Origin of the sequence: Paraburkholderia sp., from assembly GCF_036488505.1 — a bacterium.
Classification (GTDB): domain Bacteria; phylum Pseudomonadota; class Gammaproteobacteria; order Burkholderiales; family Burkholderiaceae; genus Paraburkholderia.
In genome coordinates, this window is sequence record NZ_DASXHN010000271.1 from 1 (window position 1) to 17406 (window position 17406).

Sequence of the window (17406 nt, forward strand, 5' to 3'; positions counted from 1 at the left end):
TGGCCATCACGCGATGCAATTCCTCGCGGCGATGCAACACGTCCGCGCGGTGGTCGCCATGCGCATAGAACTGACGATGCCGGACGCCATCGGGACCGTTGACCCAGACATACGTATCGCCACCGACGATCACCACATCGCGGTCGACCACGTTGGCGACATAGACATCGGTCGGCAACGGTTCATACGCGGGCTCGACGATCATCGGCGCAGGAGGCGGCGGCGTCAGCGCGCTCGCGATCACTTCATTCACCTTGTTCGGGTCGATGACGAGCTGGCCTTGCTCGTTGGTTGCGCAGCCGGCGAGAAAGGCCGCGCACGCGGCCGATGCCAGTAGCGCGTGGGTTATGGTTTTCAACTTCGGATCCCCGATCTGTATTGATTATTTGTCGAACGACGATTTCTTAACGACCGGTATTTTCCGTTCTTGATATGGGGATCGCCGATTCAGGGGTTTTTACAGTTACAGGGTATTACGAGACACCGATCGTTTGAATGACGAGTGAACGTTGATTTATGCCGTCCGGATCGATTGGCGATGAAAACGGTCAGCGTGACGCACGCGGCCGCAGGCGTCTGGCCACGCGCTCACCCGTTGCTTTATGCCTGATTCTATGGAGAAAACGACCATAAAATACGCGGCAAATCCTGCCTCGATACCGCGTTTAATTACCGTCCGGATTGCCGTCTTCCGGCTTCGCTTCGCCCCAGTTCATCCGATGCCGGTTAACGGTCTCCGCATGCCGCGAATCGTCTTCGGTGTGCAGATAAAGACTGGTGGTATTCAGCGATACATGGCCGAGGTTGTCGCGGATCGTGCGTAGATCGACGCCGCCGTCGGCCTGATGCGAGCCGGCGGTATGCCGCAGCCAGTGCGCGGACGCGCGCTCGAGCTCATCGGCGCGATCGGCGAATTCCGGACCGCGGGCGCGCAGCCACGTCGCCGCGCCGGCAAAGATACCCTTGATCGCGTCGTGGATCGCCGAGCGCGACAGGCAGCGGTTGCGCCCGGTGAACGGTATGACGAGCGGCGTTTCTTCCGCACGGGTCGGCAGCGCGGCAAGGCCGTTGAGCGTGCGATAGCTGCGCAGCTCCTCGATCAGTTCGATCGACACCGGCACGATCCGCTCCTTGTCGCCCTTGCCGAGCGTCTCAAGCCACCACTGGTCTTGGCCGTCGGTGCCGAGCCGTCTGAAGAACTGGCCCATCTGGCCGCCGGCAACCTCCGAAATCCGCATGCCCTGCAGATAGAACAGCGTGGTCAGCCAGCGGCAACGCGCGTAATACGCGCGCTGCGCGCCGGTGTCGCGGGGCAGTTGCTCGACGAACAGCTTCACTTCGTCCCACAGCGACGTCGACAGATAACGGGTGACGCGCGGCGCCGAGCGTTTCGCCCGTTGCCGCAGCAGCGCCATCGGATTGCCGCGCAGATAACCGGCGTTCACGAGCCACGTGAACATCGCGTTCAGAATGATCAGCGCCTGACGCTGGCTCGCGGCAGAAAGCGGCCCGTTGAACGGACGCCAGCGCTCGTCGCCGCGCGGATATTTACCGCCGGTCGCCGATACCCAGCGCGCGGCCGGCTGCGGATCGGCGATAAACGCCTTGAACAGCAGCAGATCCTCGTGCGTGAGCGACGACAGCGGCTTGCCGAGCTGCACGACCGCCCATAGCAGAAGCCGCTCGGCTTCCTTGCGGTAATTGTCGAAGGTGGTCCTGGTGTCCGCGTAATTCGACAACCACGCGCGCACCGCATCGAGATCGTTACGCGCGGACAGTTGCGAGTTCTCGGCGGCACCGCGATTGGTGCCGTCGCGGCCATCGAGCGTGGCCGGCACGACCAGCGCTTCGACGGGCTGGACAGTGGCGAGTTGAGCGTAAGAGGCGGCTTGCGGTGCGGCTTTGGACACGGTTCGGAACTCTCCTTCAAACGCCTCGAGGCTGGCGCGGAACACTATCACACGGTCGGCTTCGTCTGGCGCAAAACGATCGTGCGCGCATCGCCGGCATTATGATGGCGACACCCGCTCGGGCCGCCACGCGATGATCGCACGACGTGCAACACGGTGCGGCTGCACGACGGTATAGCAGCGAGCTATGACCGGCATTGCCGTAATCGAATTCTATTGAACTTTGCGCTCGCCTATATTGGAATGGCCTGTGCGCGCCAATTAAAGCAATGCGTGCATCAAGCGATGCATCAAGCGGTGCATCAACCAGCATATCAACCTGCCGGCTACACCGGCGGCCTTCCTCCCTCGACCCCTGATCCATGCAAGATGAATGACGACAACCGTAGTAACGGTAGATGAGCGCACTGCCGCGTTGGCCCGGCCAGCGGGCAGGTCTTTAGACCGTCAAGTTGCCATGGAAGGCTGACACCATGGCAAGCGCATAACGAAGACATCCTCCCAAGGAGAGAACGCATGTCAAATGAAGCAAAGTGCCCGTTCATTCATTCCGCCGGCGGCGGGACAACCAATCGTGACTGGTGGCCGAAAGCGCTGCGTCTGGATCTGCTGAGCCAGCATTCGAACCGCTCGAATCCGCTGGACGAGGAATTCAACTATGCGGAGGCATTCAAAAGCCTCGATTTCGCCGAGCTCAAGAAAGACCTCGCCGCGCTGATGACCGATTCACAGCCGTGGTGGCCCGCCGACTTCGGTCACTACGGGCCGCTCTTTATCCGCATGGCATGGCACAGCGCCGGCACCTATCGCATCGGCGACGGCCGTGGCGGCGCAGGGCGAGGCCAGCAGCGTTTCGCGCCGCTCAATAGCTGGCCCGATAACGTCAGCCTCGACAAGGCGCGGCGTCTGCTGTGGCCGATCAAGCAGAAATATGGCCAGAAGATTTCGTGGGCCGACCTGCTGGTGCTGACCGGCAACGTCGCACTGGAAACGATGGGCTTCAGGACCTTCGGTTTCGGCGGCGGCCGTGAGGACACCTGGGAGCCGGATCAGGACGTCTACTGGGGCAACGAAAAAACCTGGCTCGGCGGTGACGTGCGCTATGGCAAGGGCGCGGCAGGCAAGCAGGACGACGAAGGCGTGCTGGTCGCCGACGCGGAACTGCACGGCACCGAACTGAGCCGCACCGACACCGGCCGCAACCTCGAAAGTCCACTCGGCGCGGTACAGATGGGTCTGATCTACGTGAACCCGGAAGGCCCGGACGGCAACCCCGATCCGCTTGCCGCGGCGCTCGACATCCGCGAAACCTTCGCGCGCATGGCGATGAACGACGAGGAAACCGTCGCGCTGATCGCCGGCGGTCACACCTTTGGCAAGACCCACGGCGCGGGCCCGGCCGACAACGTCGGACCGGAACCCGAGGGCGCCGGCCTCGAGAACCAGGGGCTCGGCTGGAGCAACAGCTTCGGCACCGGTCGCGGTGGCGACACGATCACGAGCGGTCTGGAAGTCACGTGGACCGGCACGCCGACGCAGTGGGATATGAGCTTCTTCGAGAGCCTGTTCGGCCACGAATGGGAACTGACGAAGAGCCCCGCGGGCGCGAACCAGTGGGTCGCGAAAGATGCGCAAGCGACTTACCCGCACGCGCACGATCCGTCGAAGAAGGTGATGCCGGCGATGCTCACGACCGATCTGTCGCTGCGCTTCGACCCGGCCTACGAAAAGATTTCGCGCCGCTTTCTGGAAAACCCGGACCAATTCGCCGATGCGTTCGCGCGCGCCTGGTACAAGCTCACGCACCGCGACATGGGACCGCGTGCCCGTTACCTCGGCCCGGAAGTGCCGGCCGAACAACTGCCGTGGCAAGACCCGGTCCCCGCCGTCGATCATCCGCTCGTCGACGCTCAGGACATCGCCGCGCTCAAGCAGAAGATCCTCGCGTCGGGCCTGTCCGTGCCGCAACTGGTGACGACCGCGTGGGCGTCGGCATCGACCTTTCGTGGCTCGGACAAGCGCGGCGGCGCCAATGGTGCGCGCATCCGTCTCGCGCCGCAGAAGGACTGGGACGCGAACCAGCCGGTGGAGCTCGCGAAGGTGCTGCAGGTGCTGGAAGGCATCCAGAGCGAGTTCAACGGCGCGCAGTCGGGCGGCAAGAAGATTTCACTGGCCGATCTGATCGTGCTGGCCGGCGGTGCTGCGATCGAGCAGGCCGCGGCAGCCGCGGATCAGCAGGTGACGGTGCCGTTCGCGCCCGGTCGCACGGATGCTTCGCAGGAGCAGACCGAGGTCGAATCGGTCGCGATGCTCGAGCCGGCTGCCGATGGTTTCCGCAACTACCTGAAGGCTGGCTTGCAGGTGCCGGCGGAAGTGCTGCTGATCGACAAGGCACAACTGCTGACTCTGACGGTGCCCGAAATGACGGTGCTGCTCGGCGGGCTGCGCGTGCTGAACGTTCACAGCGGCAACGACGCGCATGGCGTGCTGACGGACAGGCCGGGAACGCTGACCAACGACTTCTTTCGCAACCTGCTCGACATGGGCACCGAATGGAAGCCGCTGTCGGCCGCCGCCGACGTGTTCGAAGGGCGCGCCGCGAAAACCGGCCAACGCAAGTGGACCGGCACGCGGGTCGATCTGGTGTTCGGCTCGAATTCCCAGCTGCGCTCGCTATGCGAAGTGTATGCAAGCAATGACGGGAAGCAGAAATTCGTGCGCGACTTCGTCGCCGCATGGGGCAAGGTGATGAACCTCGACCGCTTCGATCTCGCTTGAACCGTCGCAGCACGCAGCGGGCGGCGACGGTGCTTCGCACCGCTGCTTTTTTTTCACCGCACTTTACGACGTGGGGGCGGTGTGCGTAATGAAACCGAAGCGTAACGCGTAGTTCTTGACATAGTTGTTCTGCATGTGGGGCGATTGCCGCGAAACCGGTAATCGCCCCTTTTTTATCTCCGCCCGGCCCCGCGTCGCTGCGCCGCGCGCCGCGGCCCATCCTGAAACCCGCCCGCATCGCGGCATCCCCTGTTCAGGGGATGTTGCGTCGCGCCGAACCTGCCGATGATGGCGTCACTCGCGATACCAGAGCGCGACATGCTTCGACGAAGCCGTGTCAGCCGCGTTGTCAGCACCGCCGCCAGCACGATCCCTTGACCGACCCCAGGAGACCCAGATGCAGCACATCGACCACGATCCGACGCCATCCCCGTATGCGTACCCGCTGTTGATCAAGCAGTTGCTGCATACGCCGTTCGTGCAGGCCCTGGAGCAGGAAATCGTCTACCGCGGCGACGTGCGCCTCACCTATGCGACGCTGCGCGAGCGCATCGCGCGGCTCGCGAACGGGCTGGAACGGCTCGGCGTGCGGCATGGCACGACCGTCGCCGTAATGGATTGGGACAGTCATCGCTATCTGGAGTCGTACTTCGCGGTGCCGATGATGGGAGCCGTGTTGCAGACGGTCAACGTGCGGCTGTCGAACGCCGAGATCGCCTATACGATCAACCACGCCGGCGCGCAGGTGCTGTTCGTGCACAGCGACTTTCTGCCGGTGGTCGAAGCGATCAGGGATCAGCTCCATACGGTTCAGACCTTCGTGTGGATCGACGAACCAGGCAGTCAAGCGTACGAGCACACTATCCCGTTCGCGACCGAATACGAGGCGATGCTCGGCGAAAGCGCCGCCAGCTACGACTTCCCCGACTTCGACGAGAACACCCGCGCGACCACGTTCTACACGACCGGCACTACCGGTCTGCCGAAGGGCGTGTACTTCTCGCATCGCCAACTGGTGCTGCACACGATCACGTTGGCGGGCGCGTTGTCGAGCCCGGTGTCGGGACAGCGCTTTCATCGCGGCGACGTGTATATGCCGCTCACGCCGATGTTTCACGTACACGCATGGGGCATCCCGTATGTCGCGACGCTGCTCGGGGTAAAGCAGGTCTATCCGGGCCGCTACGAGCCCGAGCGGCTCGTGCAACTGATCCGCGACGAACGCGTGAGCTTTTCGCATTGCGTCAGCACGATCCTGCACATGCTGCTGTCGTGCGACGCCGCGAAGCACGCGGACCTCAGCCAGTGGAAAGTGATCATCGGCGGCGGCGCGTTGCCGCACGGTCTGGCGCGCGCGGCGCTCGATCGCGGCATCGACGTGTTTTCCGGCTACGGGATGTCGGAGACCTGCCCGATCCTGAGCCTCGCGCAGATTCCGCCGCATGCGCAGCCGCTCGATCTCGACGACGAAGTGCGCTGGCGCTGCAAGACCGGCTTTCCGGTGCCGCTCGTCGATCTGCGCATCGTCGACGAGAACATGCAGGAGGCCGCGCACGACGGCAAGGCCTACGGCGAGATCGTCGTGCGCGCACCGTGGCTCACGCAGGGCTATCTGAAGAATCCCGACGCGTCCGTGCAGCTGTGGGCGGGCGGCTACCTGCATACCCAGGACATCGCGAATATCGACGCGCACGGCAACGTGCAGATCACCGACCGCATCAAGGACGTGATCAAGTCGGGCGGCGAGTGGATTTCGTCGCTCGAAATCGAGAGCCTGATTTCGCTGCATCCGTGTGTCGCGGAAGTCGCGGTGATCGGCATCAAGGACGAAAAATGGGGAGAGCGTCCTGTCGCGCTGGTGGTCGCCAAAGCGGACACCGATGTCAGCGAGGACGAGCTCAGGCAGCACGTGATGGCTTTCAGCAGGACAGGGCAGATCTCGAAGTACGCGGTGCCGCAGATCGTCCGTTTCGTCGACGCGCTGCAGAAGACCAGCGTCGGCAAGACCAACAAGAAGTGGTTGCGCGAGCAGTTCGCCTGACCGGTCCCCAAGCCTCCACGGAGCAAGCACGATGAGCATCAACGAATACAGCATTGCGACGATCGATCAGTTCATCGGTCGCGAACTGGGCGTGTCGGACTGGGTCGTCGTCGATCAGCAGCGCATCGACGTATTCGCGGCCTGCACCGGCGACCGCCAATGGATTCATACGGACATCGAGCGCGCGAGCCGTGAGAGCCCGTTCGGCGGCACGATCGCGCACGGGTATCTGACGCTGTCGCTGCTGGCCGCGCTGTCGATCGAGATCGGCCTGATTCCCGCGGACGCATCGGCCGGGCTGAACTACGGGCTCGACAAGGTGCGCTTCATGACGCCGGTCAAGGCGGGCGCGCGCGTGCGCAATCGCGCGACGCTGGTGTCGGTGGAAAAGACGGGCGGCGGCCGGTTCATCCTGAAGACGATGAACGAGTTGCAGATCGACGGCGAGGACAAGCCCGCGCTGATCGCCGAGACATTGGCGATGCTGGTCGCGTGAACGCGTGCAACGAGTAACCGCAACCATCAGCGCAACGGCGCAACCGATACAGCAGTTCGAGGAGCGGCAACATGGCGGCAAACAAGCAAAGCATGAGCACGATCGCGAATACCGGCAGCACCGACAACGGCGGTGCACATCACAGCCCGCAACCGGACGAGACAGCGGCGGCATCCGCGCACGGCATGCCCGGGCCGAACCCGTTCGTCGGGCTGCGCGCACGCGACCTTGTCGCGACCGTGCAGCAGATCGGCGCGCAGGCGCTGCGTCAGCCCGCGTTGGTCGTCGAACAGGAGGCGGCGCTCGCGCGCGATATGCTCGCGGTGCTCAGCGGCAGTTCGGAATGCAAGCCGCCGCAGGGCGACAAGCGTTTCAATGACCCGGCGTGGCAGGACAATTCGTTCTATCGCACGGCGATGCAAGGCTATCTCGCGTGGCGCGACGCGCTGACCGGCTTTGTCGAGCGTTCCGCGCTCGATGCGAAGACGCGCGAGCGCGCGCAGTTCGTGATGTCGCTCTACACCGATGCGATGTCGCCGACGAATACGCTGCCCGGCAACCCGACGGCGTTGAAGAAGGCCATCGATTCGGGCGGCGCGAGCCTGCTCGGCGGGATGCGCAATCTCGTCATGGACCTGCTGCGCAACCGGGGCATGCCGGCCCAGGTCGACAAGAACGCATTCAAGGTCGGTGAGAACGTCGGCACGTCGCCCGGCGCGGTCGTGTTTCGCAACGAAGTGCTCGAACTGATCCAATACGCGCCGGCCACGGAACACGTTCATGCCCGGGCGCAACTGATCGTGCCGCCGCAGATCAACAAGTTCTACGTGTTCGACCTGTCCGGCGGCAAGAGCATCGTCGAGTACCTGGTGAACAACGAGTTTCAGGTATTCGTGGTGAGCTGGCGCAATCCGGGCACCGGGCACAGCCACTGGAATCTCGATACCTATGTCGCCGCGCTGATCGAAGCGATCGCGGCGGTGCGCGACATCACCGGCTGTGACGACGTCAACCTGCACGGCGCGTGCTCGGGCGCGATGACGATTGCGGCGTTGCTCGGCCATCTGGCGAGCCGGGGCGACAAAAGCGTGCACGCGGCGACGCTGATGGTCGCCGTGCTCGACAACACGGTCGACTCGCAGATTGGTCTGTTTGCGACGCCCGAGGCGATCGCGGCCGCGAAGCACAGCAGCACGGCCAAGGGGGTGCTCGCCGGCGAAGAGATGGGGCGCGTGTTCGCGTGGATGCGGCCCAACGACCTCGTGTGGAATTACTGGGTCAACAACTATCTGCTCGGCAACCCGCCGCCCGCGTTCGACGTCCTCTACTGGAACAACGATGCGACGCGCCTGCCCGCCGGCCTGCATGGCCAGCTGCTCGATATCTTCGCCGGCAATCTGTTCGGCAAGCCGCGCGCGCTGACCGTGCTGGGCACGCCGATCGACCTGTCGGAGGTGACCTGCGACAAGTACGTGGTCGGCGGCCTGACCGACCACATCACGCCGTGGAAAGGCGTGTACAACACCGCCCGCCGGTTCGGCGGCGATACCCGCTTCGTGCTGAGTTCGAGCGGCCATATCCAGAGCCTCGTCAATCCGCCGGGCAATCCGAAGGCGAAGTTCTTCGTCAACCCGCAACTGCCGGCCCAAGCCGATGCGTGGCTCGCCAATGCGCGCGAGCAACGCGATTCGTGGTGGGGCAACTGGCGCGCGTGGCTCGCCGGGCGCTCCGGCGAACGGCGCGCCGCGCCGGCTGGCGTCGGTAGCGAGCGACATCCGGCCGGCGCGAAGGCGCCCGGCACCTACGTGCTCGAAGCCTGAGTTTCTTCACCGCAGTTCAATTGGATCACCCGGAAAACAACTGATGCCAATCAACCCCCAGTCCGCTTGCCGTCTGCGAATCCAGACGATCGATCTGGACGGCCAGACCCTGCGCGTGGCCACGTCGCGCGGCAGCGACGCATCGCCGCCGCTGGTCGTCTTCAACGGCATCGGCGCGAACCTCGAACTGCTCGAGCCGTTCGTCGCCGCGCTCGATGACGTCAGCGTGGTCATCTTCGATGTGCCGGGCGTCGGCGAATCGCCCGCGCCGGTGCTGCCGTATCGCTTTTCGACGCTGTGTGCACTGACCGACAGGCTGCTGTCGCGGCTCGGCATCGACGGGCCGGTCGACGTACTCGGCCTCTCGTGGGGCGGCGCGCTGGCGCAGCAGTTCGCGCGTCTGTATCCGCGGCGCTGCCGACGGCTGATCCTCGCGGCGACCTCGCCCGGCGTGCTGATGGTGCCGGCGAAACTGTCGGTGCTCGCGAAGATGATCGGCCCGCGCCGCTACCTCGATCCGCTTTATCTGCAACACGTCGGGGCCGACCTCTACGGCGGTGCGTACCGGCGCGATCCGGCGTTGCTGGAGGAGCATGGCCGGCACATCCAGCCGCCGCGTGGCCGCGGCTATCTGTATCAACTACTGGCCGCGACCGGCTGGACGAGCTTGCCGTGGCTTGGCGCCTTGCGTCAGACGACGCTCGTCATGCACGGCGACGACGACCCGATCGTGCCGCTCGGCAACGCGAAGATTCTCGCCACCCGCATCCGCAATGCGACGCTGTATGTGATCGACGACGGTCATCTGTTTCTGATCGCGCGTGCGCAGGAAGTGGCGCCTGTGGTGCGCAGCTTCCTGCGCGATCAGCCGGCTTGAGTCGGTTCGCAAGCGGCGCTGACAAAGCGCGGCCGGCCGCGCGGCTGGCGCCGTCGCGCTAGCCTGGCGCCACCAGTCCGAGCACTTGCGCGCGCGCCACGGCCTGCGCGCGCTTGTCGACTTCCAGTTTGACGAAGATGTTCTTCACATGGGTCTTGACGGTTTCCGGCGCGATGCCGAGCGTACGCGCGATCTCCTTGTTGGATTGACCCTGCGCGATCAGTGCGACGATGCCGCGCTCGCGCGCGCTCAACGGCTCGCGTTCGGTGTCGCGCGCAGCCGTGGCGCCCGGTTCGTACATCGCTCGCCAGCCGTCCAGCAAACGATCGATATACGCGAGCACGTCTTTCGTCTGCGGGCTCGCGCGGGTGTGGTCGCGAACCGCTTGCAGCAACCGGCCGACTTCCGGCCCCTGATCGAGGATCGAGCGATAGATATCGCGGCTCGCGTTCAGCACCTCGCGACAGAGTTCGATCGCGCGCGCGTCGTCGTTCGCGCGCAGCCACACGAGCGCGAGCGTGGTGCGCAGGCGCAGCGCGAGATAGTCAGCGTGCCGGCTTTCGACGCTGCGCAGCGCCGGGTTCAACGCGCCGATCGCGTCCTCGGTGCGGTTCTGGGCCATCGCCAGCCACGCGACCGCGGTCGCGCGGAACGTCTCGATCTCGGGCGACGCCGGCTTCGCGGCGACGGCGCGCGCTTGCACCAGCCGGTCCAGTTGCTCGACGCAGGCCGCCGCTTCGGTGATGCGGTCTTCGCGCAGATAGAGCCGCGCGCGCTCGACCAGCACGCCCGCGCTCAAGCGGTCCCAGCGGCGCCCATAGCCGAGGCTCTGCGCCTGATCGAGCAGCGCGTGCGCATGACCCGTGTCGGCACGTGCGATCGCGATGCGCACCAGCACGCGGTACGCGAACAACGTGCTGTCGAGCAGCACGGCGAAATCGATCACCGGCATCAGATCGACCAGCAACGCCTCGGCCTCGTCGAGCCGTCCCTGCTCGTACCAGATGTGCGCGATCATCGGCGCGCAGAGCGCCACGGCAATGGACTTCGGACCGCAATGGCGTTCGGCGAGCTGGACCGACTCGGTGAAATAGCGTTCGGCGAGCACGAAGTGCATCTGCTGCAACTCCGCGTGACCGAGCATGCATAGCCGGTAGACCGACGCGAAGACGTTGCGCCGGTCTTCCTCGACCGAATACGGAATCCACGGTGTCGCGTACAGCGCGCCGAGGTTGCCGGCTTTCCAATGGCCGAAGCGCACGATATTGGACGCGATGTTGGTGGTCCAGATATCGGTCGACCGATGTTCGAGACACGCTTGCGCGAGCGTCAGCGCGCGCGGCGCATCGTCCTGAAGCCCCGCGACCACCGCGCGGATCGTCTGACATTCCCAGCGGATATTGCCGGCCACATCGGGCGCCGCCACGCCGGCGTCGCGCTCGATTTCGTCGAGCATCGCGAGTGCTTCGTCAAAGCGCATCGCGAGCGCCATCCCCCAGGCGATCGCGAGCGTGATCCTGGGTTGCCCGCGCATCAGCTCAGCCGGGAACTGCCGTTGCCAGCCGAGCAGTGTCAGCAGATCGCCCCCGGTGACGAGCGCCATCGCGCAACGGCCCATCAGCGAGATCGCGTGCGCGGTGTCGCCCGCGGCGATCGCATGTCTGACGGCATCCGTCCATTGCTGCTCGCCCGCGTACCACTGGCAGGCACGGCGATGCAGCTCCACCAGTTCGTCGCGATGGCGCGTTTCCAGCCGCCGGCGCAGGTACTCGCCCATCAGAGGGTGATAGCGGAACCAGACGCCTTCGAGATCGAGCGGTTCGAGCAGCAGCTGCCGCGCGGCGATGGTCTCCAGCATCGCGCGTGCGCCAGCGACGCCGGTGACGGCCTCGCATAGCGGCGCGCTCAGCCGCTCGAGTATCGACGTGCGCGACATGAAGCCGACCATCGCGGCCGGCAGATGTTCGAGCATGTCTTCGAGATACGCGGCGAACGGCAGGCAGGCGCCCGTCGGCGCGTGTGCGTCGAGCGCGGCGCGGCCGTCGTCGCGGCTGAGCAGCGATGCCGAAATACGCAGCGCCGCGGCCCACCCTTCGGTGCGCGCGAACAGCGATTTGACGCTCGCCGCGCGCAACCCGCCCGGACACTCGTGTTCGACGAAGCTGCGGGTTTCGTCCAGGTCGAAACGCAGCGCTGCCGCATCGACTTCGAGCAGATCGTTCTTCGCGCGCAAACGCGCGAGCGGCAGCGGCGGATCGGTGCGCGTGCAGATCACCACATGCACGTTCGACGACGCATGCTCGATGAAGTACGACATCGCGTCGTGGATCGCGCTCAGGCTGATCAGATGATAGTCGTCGATAAACAGATAGACGTCGTCGTCGGCTTCGACGAGCTCGTTGATCAGCGTCGCCACGACCACCTGCGCGGGCACTAGCGACGCCTCGCTGGTCAGGCTCAGCGCGGCCGCGCCGGCGCTGGGGCACGCATGGCGCACGGCCTGCGTCAGATGATGGAAAAAGCGCGCGGGTTCGTCGTCGCCGCTATCGAGCGACAGCCACGCGATGAACGCGCCGCTCGCGTTCAGCCGCCGGTCGATCCACGTGAGCGCGAGCGACGTCTTGCCGAAGCCGGCCGGCGCCTTGATCACGGTGAGCCGCCTGCTTTCCGCCTTCGCGGCAAGCGCGACGAGCCGTGGCCGATCGATCAGGCCAGCGGGCAGGCGTGGCCGCAGCGCCTTGGTGACGGGAAAGAGCGGGGGGTGGGTGGCGGGCACCGCGTCTGATTCGGGCATCGGCGGGTCCTCGGGTTGGGATGTCGGCTTGCGCTCGATGCGATCGCGGTCCCCCGTAAGGGGGATTCTGCGCGGTGCGGCGCTGGGACACCATGGCGATCAGCGTGACGATCGACGGGCTCGAGAAATGATACGCCCAACGCGCTCGCGGGAGCACGGCGTGCCCGCCGCGCCGTGCGTCGCGTGCAGATGCAGCGCGCGGCTCGCCAGTGGATCCCCGCATGCGCCACCGAGTAAGTAATCAACCGATCGAAGTGCTGGCCCCTGTCGAACGCGTCGTCGACGCCAACGTGCGCGTTCGCGTGCAAGCCGACGGCAGCGCCGAACCCGACAAACTTCAACCGAATGGAAGCAGGAACCCGATGAGCACTTACATTGCACCGCTGCGCGACATGCGCTTCGTGATGACGGAACTGGCTGGCCTCGATGCGCTATCGGCGCTGCCGGGCTTCGAGGACGCGACGCCCGAGCTCGCCGAGGCCGTACTGGACGAAGCGGCGAAGTTTGCGAGCGAAGTACTGGCGCCGCTGAACCAGTCCGGCGACCAGCAGGGCGCGCGTCTGAGCGGCGATGGCGCGGGCGTGCTCGCGGCGGATGGCTTCGCCGCCGCCTATCGTGCGTTCAGCGAAGGCGGCTGGAGCGGCCTGAGCGGCGACCCCGGGTTCGGCGGCCAGGGGCTGCCGGAGCTGCTGCATGCGGCGACCACCGAGATGTGGAACGCGTCGAACATGGCGTTCGCGCTGTGTCCGATGCTGACGGCGGGCGCGACCGAGGCGCTGCGGCAGCATGGCGCCGACGAACTGAAGTCGCGCTACCTGGCGAAGCTCGTCAGCGGGCAGTGGACCGGCACGATGAACCTTACCGAGCCGCAAGCGGGCTCCGACCTTGCCGCGGTGCGCACCAAGGCGATTGCCGAAGGCGACCACTATCGTCTGCACGGGCAGAAGATCTTCATCACGTGGGGCGACCACGATATGACGGACAACGTCATTCATCTGGTGCTCGCCCGGATGCCCGATGCGCCGGAAGGCGTGCATGGCATCTCGCTCTTCCTGGTGCCGAAGTTCCTGCTGAACGCCGACGGCTCGCCGGGACAACGCAACGATGTGCACTGCGTGTCGCTCGAACACAAGCTCGGCATTCACGCGAGCCCGACCTGCGTGATGAGCTTCGGCGAGCGCGACGGTGCGATCGGTTTTCTGGTGGGCCAGCCGAACAGGGGGCTCGCTCACATGTTCACGATGATGAACGAAGCGCGCCAGAAGGTCGGCATCCAGGGCCTCGCGATCGCGGAGCGCGCGTATCAGCAGGCACGCGATTACGCGAAGGAACGTGTCCAGGGACGGCTCGCCTCCGGCGCATCGGCGCAGGCGGTGGCGATCATCCATCACCCGGATGTGCGGCGCATGCTGCTGACGATGAAGTCGCAGGTCGAGGCGATGCGCGCGTTCGCGTATGTGATGGCCGCCGATATGGACCGCGCGCACCGCGATCCCGATGCGAGCGAGCGCGGATTTCGTCAGGCGCGAGTCGATCTGCTGATCCCTGTGTTGAAGGGATGGTGCACGGAACTGGGTGTCGACATTGCATCGCTTGGCGTGCAGGTGCACGGCGGCATGGGCTACATCGAGGAAACCGGCGCCTGCCAGTTTCTGCGCGACGCGCGGATTGCGCCGATCTACGAGGGCACCACCGGCGTCCAGGCCGCGGACCTCGTCGGGCGCAAGCTCGTGTCGGACCGCGGCGCGGCGATGACGGCGCTGCTCGCCGAGCTGCGCGAGCTCGCAGCGGCGCTGCAGCAGAACACGGATGAGCAGCTGGCGCCGATCGGCGCGGCGCTCGCGACGGCGGTTCAAGCGCTGGACGACGCGACCGGCTGGATGGTGGACGCGATCGCGGGCCAGCGGGAGGCCGCGCTCGCGAGTTCGGTCGACTATCTGATGCTCACCGGCTACGTATGCGGTGGCTGGCAGCTCGGACGGGCCGCACTGGTCGCGTCGAAAAGGGCGCAGGCGCAGGACGACGTGGAGTTTCACGGCGCCAAACTCGCCACCGCGCGCTTTTATGCGGACAAGGTGCTGCCGCGCGCGAATGCGCTGCTGCAGATGATCCGCAGCGGTGCGTCGGGTGCGGCGAGTGGGGCGGGGCTGAGCATCGAGCAGTTTTGATCGGGGCGGGGACGGCGGCTGTCGCGGCGGGGCGCTGCTGCGTGGTCTGGATTGGCTGCGCACGCTGGCTTTCACGTCCACGCGCAGCATGGCGCCGGGTCATCCGCGCATGGCCGGTCCGACAGCGAACATCGATTTCTGATCCTATGCTTTAAGCGATGCAATCCACCCGCTCGATCCTTTGCGCACCGGCAAGCCGGCTGGCGCGGCGGATCGACGAACCGGTCATGAACCCACGTTAGCGGAGAATCGCCGTGTACCAGAATATTCTCGTTGCGTTCGACGGCAGCAGTTCGTCGAAGCTCGCGCTGAAAGAAGCGGTGAGCCTCGCCGCGTTGACGAAGGGCGTCGTGCATCCGCTCTACGTGCTCGACAAGACGCCGCTCTTTTCGTACGCGAGCCACTACGATCCGCTGGTGCTCGTCGAGGCGCTGCGCAAGGAAGGCGAGGCGTTGATGGACCAGGCCGGGCAGGCATGCGCGACGGCCGGCGTCCCGTGTCACCCGGAACTGGTCGAGTCGAACGATCCGTCCGATGACGTCGCGAACGTGATACTGCGACATGCGCAACAGATCGATACCGATCTGCTCGTGATGGGCACGCATGGACGCCGCGGCGTCGAGCGTCTGGTCATCGGCAGCGTGGCGGAGCGGGCGTTGCGCTTCTCGCGGTGTCCGGTGTTGCTGATTCGCGAGGAAGGCAAGCCCGAGTCGGCGCGCTTGTAGCCGCGCGCAAACCCGCCGGCGTCGCAGCGCGCACGCTCTGACGCAGGTCGAGCGCATCGAGCGCAAAGCGCTCACCGGTACGGGAACTTGCCCAACGGTCATACGCACTCGTCGTTGCCATCCTATGCGGCGTGTCGGGTTCAGCGATGAAGGTCTCAGCGCGCGGCACACCGTCCGGTTGGTGCTCGCCGGACCGCGCCAAATGCCACGCATCACGTGTGTCTCGGCCCATAGGGGAAAGCGTGCGCGCCTCTATACTGTGCGTCCTGTGCGTCCTCAATGAATTCATCCATCAACGGCCAACCTTAGCCGGCCGCCCGTCACAGGACGGCGTCGGCTTCCTCCACCCGCACCTCCATGGACACCGACCTTTCATCGCCGCGGCCCTCCTGGCTGGCGCGCGTGTTCGAAGTTCTCACCGTGTTTCTGAAGCTGGGGCTGACGAGCTTCGGTGGCCCGATCGCGCACATCGGATACTTTCGGCGCGAGTTCGTCGAGCGCCGCCGCTGGCTCGATGACGAAGCGTTCACCGATCTGATCGGACTGTGCCAGTTTCTGCCCGGACCCGCGAGCAGCCAGGCGGGCTTTTCGATCGGTCTGCTGCGCGCGGGGTGGGCCGGAGGCCTTGCCGCATGGTGCGGCTTCACGCTGCCGTCGATCGCCGTGATGCTGGCGTTTGCCGCCATCGCGCCGGATCTCGGTGGACCGGCTGGCGCGGGCGTGATCCATGGGCTGAAGCTCGTCGCGGTGGCCGTCGTCGCGCAGGCCGTCTGGGATATGGCCAGGCGTCTTTGCCCCGACCGCCGCCGCGCGGCAATCGCGCTCTTTTGCATCGCGTTGCTGAGCCTGCTCGCCACCGCGTTCGCGCAACTGATCGCGATCGGTGCCGGCGCGGTGCTTGGCGTTGCGCTATGCCGGCCCGATGTGGCCGCCGCGCCGCGCCGCCTGCCGTCGCATCAGGGCCATTTCCGCGTATCGCGCACGATCGGCGTCGCCGCACTGGTGGTCTTTTGCGCGCTGCTTTTCGCGCTGCCGCTGTGGGTCACCACCGCAGGCTCGCAAACCCTGCGCGTGTTCGACGCGTTCTATCGATCCGGCGCGCTGGTATTCGGCGGCGGACACGTGGTGCTGCCGCTGCTGCAGCGGGCGACCGTCGCGACCGGCTGGGTTGCGCCCAATGACTTTCTGGCCGGCTACGGCGCGGCCCAGGCGGTACCCGGGCCGCTCTTCACATTCGCCGCGTTTCTCGGCTGGATGATGAGCGCGCCGCCTCGCCATTGGAGCGGCGCGCTGCTCGCGACACTGGGCATCTTTCTGCCCGGCCTGTTGCTGCTCGTCGCGGCGCTGCCGTGGTGGCAGGCGCTGCGCGCGCGACCGCCGATGTCGGCGGCGCTGGCGGGCATCAATGCGGCGGTGGTCGGGCTGCTGGCCAGCGCGCTGTATTCGCCGGTGTGGACCAGCGCGGTGCTGTCGCCCGCCGATTTCGCGATTGTCTGCATCGGCTTCGTGCTGTTGACCCGGTGGAAGGTGCCGCCGCTGGCGGTCGTCGTACTCTGCGTCGCGAGCAGCGTCGCGCTCGCCTTGCTGGGTCACGGCTGAGCGGGCTCTGCACGCCAGGGAGCACCATCATTTAGCGGAACCGACCCACGCGCGACGTGAGGCCGCAACGCGGTGCCGCCTCCCCGCAAGGTTTACCCGCGCTTGACACTGTATTTTGGATCCAGGATATTGATACACGAAATCGATACGCCTTTTCCGAAACAGGGCTGGTCCCGCTGGTCTCTTTTCTGGGAGTTC

The 17406-nt window shown here is 65.7% G+C and carries 10 protein-coding genes and 1 pseudogene; 8 read left to right on the plus strand and 3 right to left on the minus strand.

Annotated features, from left to right (window positions below; genetic code table 11):
* Both VGH68_RS16050 and VGH68_RS16055 read right to left on the minus strand, forming a co-directional pair.
* Positions 1 to 358 (minus strand): annotated as a pseudogene (locus VGH68_RS16050) (hypothetical protein); the annotation flags it as partial.
* 307 nt (positions 359 to 665) lie between these two features.
* Entirely contained in the window at positions 666 to 1910 is a 1245-nt protein-coding gene (locus VGH68_RS16055; RefSeq protein WP_331604635.1) for a tyrosine-type recombinase/integrase, read from the minus strand.
* 516 nt (positions 1911 to 2426) lie between these two features.
* On the opposite strand from VGH68_RS16055, the gene katG reads away from it, so the two are divergent.
* From katG to phaZ, 5 genes are all read left to right on the plus strand, one after another.
* Positions 2427 to 4688 (plus strand): catalase/peroxidase HPI, encoded by a 2262-nt coding sequence (katG, locus tag VGH68_RS16060; RefSeq protein WP_331604636.1) that lies wholly within the window; start codon positions 2427 to 2429, stop codon positions 4686 to 4688.
* Positions 4689 to 5085: 397 nt separating this feature from the next.
* A complete protein-coding gene (locus tag VGH68_RS16065) occupies positions 5086 to 6729 on the plus strand; it encodes a fatty acid--CoA ligase (RefSeq protein WP_331604637.1) in 1644 nt (547 codons plus the stop codon).
* 31 nt (positions 6730 to 6760) lie between these two features.
* Positions 6761 to 7225 (plus strand): MaoC family dehydratase, encoded by a 465-nt coding sequence (locus VGH68_RS16070; protein WP_331604638.1) that lies wholly within the window; start codon positions 6761 to 6763, stop codon positions 7223 to 7225.
* Between the two features lie 71 nt (positions 7226 to 7296).
* Positions 7297 to 9045: an alpha/beta fold hydrolase gene (locus VGH68_RS16075; RefSeq protein WP_414696952.1), complete on the plus strand. Its 1749-nt coding sequence runs from the start codon at positions 7297 to 7299 to the stop codon at positions 9043 to 9045.
* Positions 9046 to 9088: 43 nt separating this feature from the next.
* Positions 9089 to 9922 (plus strand): poly(3-hydroxyalkanoate) depolymerase, encoded by an 834-nt coding sequence (phaZ, locus tag VGH68_RS16080; RefSeq protein WP_331604639.1) that lies wholly within the window; start codon positions 9089 to 9091, stop codon positions 9920 to 9922.
* A 58-nt stretch (positions 9923 to 9980) separates the two neighbouring features.
* On the opposite strand, the gene VGH68_RS16085 is transcribed toward phaZ, so the two are convergent.
* Positions 9981 to 12716, minus strand: coding sequence for a LuxR C-terminal-related transcriptional regulator (locus VGH68_RS16085; protein ID WP_331604640.1), 2736 nt, complete (start codon positions 12714 to 12716; stop codon positions 9981 to 9983).
* 362 nt (positions 12717 to 13078) lie between these two features.
* Here VGH68_RS16085 and VGH68_RS16090 point away from each other — a divergent pair, with 362 nt between their 5' ends.
* From VGH68_RS16090 to chrA, 3 genes are all read left to right on the plus strand, one after another.
* Entirely contained in the window at positions 13079 to 14884 is a 1806-nt protein-coding gene (locus tag VGH68_RS16090; RefSeq protein ID WP_331604641.1) for an acyl-CoA dehydrogenase C-terminal domain-containing protein, read from the plus strand.
* Between the two features lie 254 nt (positions 14885 to 15138).
* A complete protein-coding gene (locus VGH68_RS16095) occupies positions 15139 to 15609 on the plus strand; it encodes a universal stress protein (RefSeq protein ID WP_331604642.1) in 471 nt (156 codons plus the stop codon).
* Positions 15610 to 15966: 357 nt separating this feature from the next.
* Positions 15967 to 17208, plus strand: coding sequence for a chromate efflux transporter (gene chrA, locus VGH68_RS16100; RefSeq protein WP_331604643.1), 1242 nt, complete (start codon positions 15967 to 15969; stop codon positions 17206 to 17208).
* Positions 17209 to 17406: the final 198 nt, after the last annotated feature.

What these genes read in the sequence shown, in the direction of transcription:
- katG (WP_331604636.1), top strand. Translation starts at nt 2,427, where the DNA reads ATGTCAAATGAAGCAAAGTGCCCGTTCATTCATTCCGCCGGCGGCGGG.
- VGH68_RS16065 (WP_331604637.1), top strand. Translation starts at nt 5,086, where the DNA reads ATGCAGCACATCGACCACGATCCGACGCCATCCCCGTATGCGTACCCG.
- VGH68_RS16070 (WP_331604638.1), top strand. Translation starts at nt 6,761, where the DNA reads ATGAGCATCAACGAATACAGCATTGCGACGATCGATCAGTTCATCGGT.
- VGH68_RS16075 (WP_414696952.1), top strand. Translation starts at nt 7,297, where the DNA reads ATGGCGGCAAACAAGCAAAGCATGAGCACGATCGCGAATACCGGCAGC.
- phaZ (WP_331604639.1), top strand. Translation starts at nt 9,089, where the DNA reads ATGCCAATCAACCCCCAGTCCGCTTGCCGTCTGCGAATCCAGACGATC.
- VGH68_RS16085 (WP_331604640.1), bottom strand. Translation starts at nt 12,716, where the DNA reads ATGCCCGAATCAGACGCGGTGCCCGCCACCCACCCCCCGCTCTTTCCC.
- VGH68_RS16090 (WP_331604641.1), top strand. Translation starts at nt 13,079, where the DNA reads ATGAGCACTTACATTGCACCGCTGCGCGACATGCGCTTCGTGATGACG.
- chrA (WP_331604643.1), top strand. Translation starts at nt 15,967, where the DNA reads ATGGACACCGACCTTTCATCGCCGCGGCCCTCCTGGCTGGCGCGCGTG.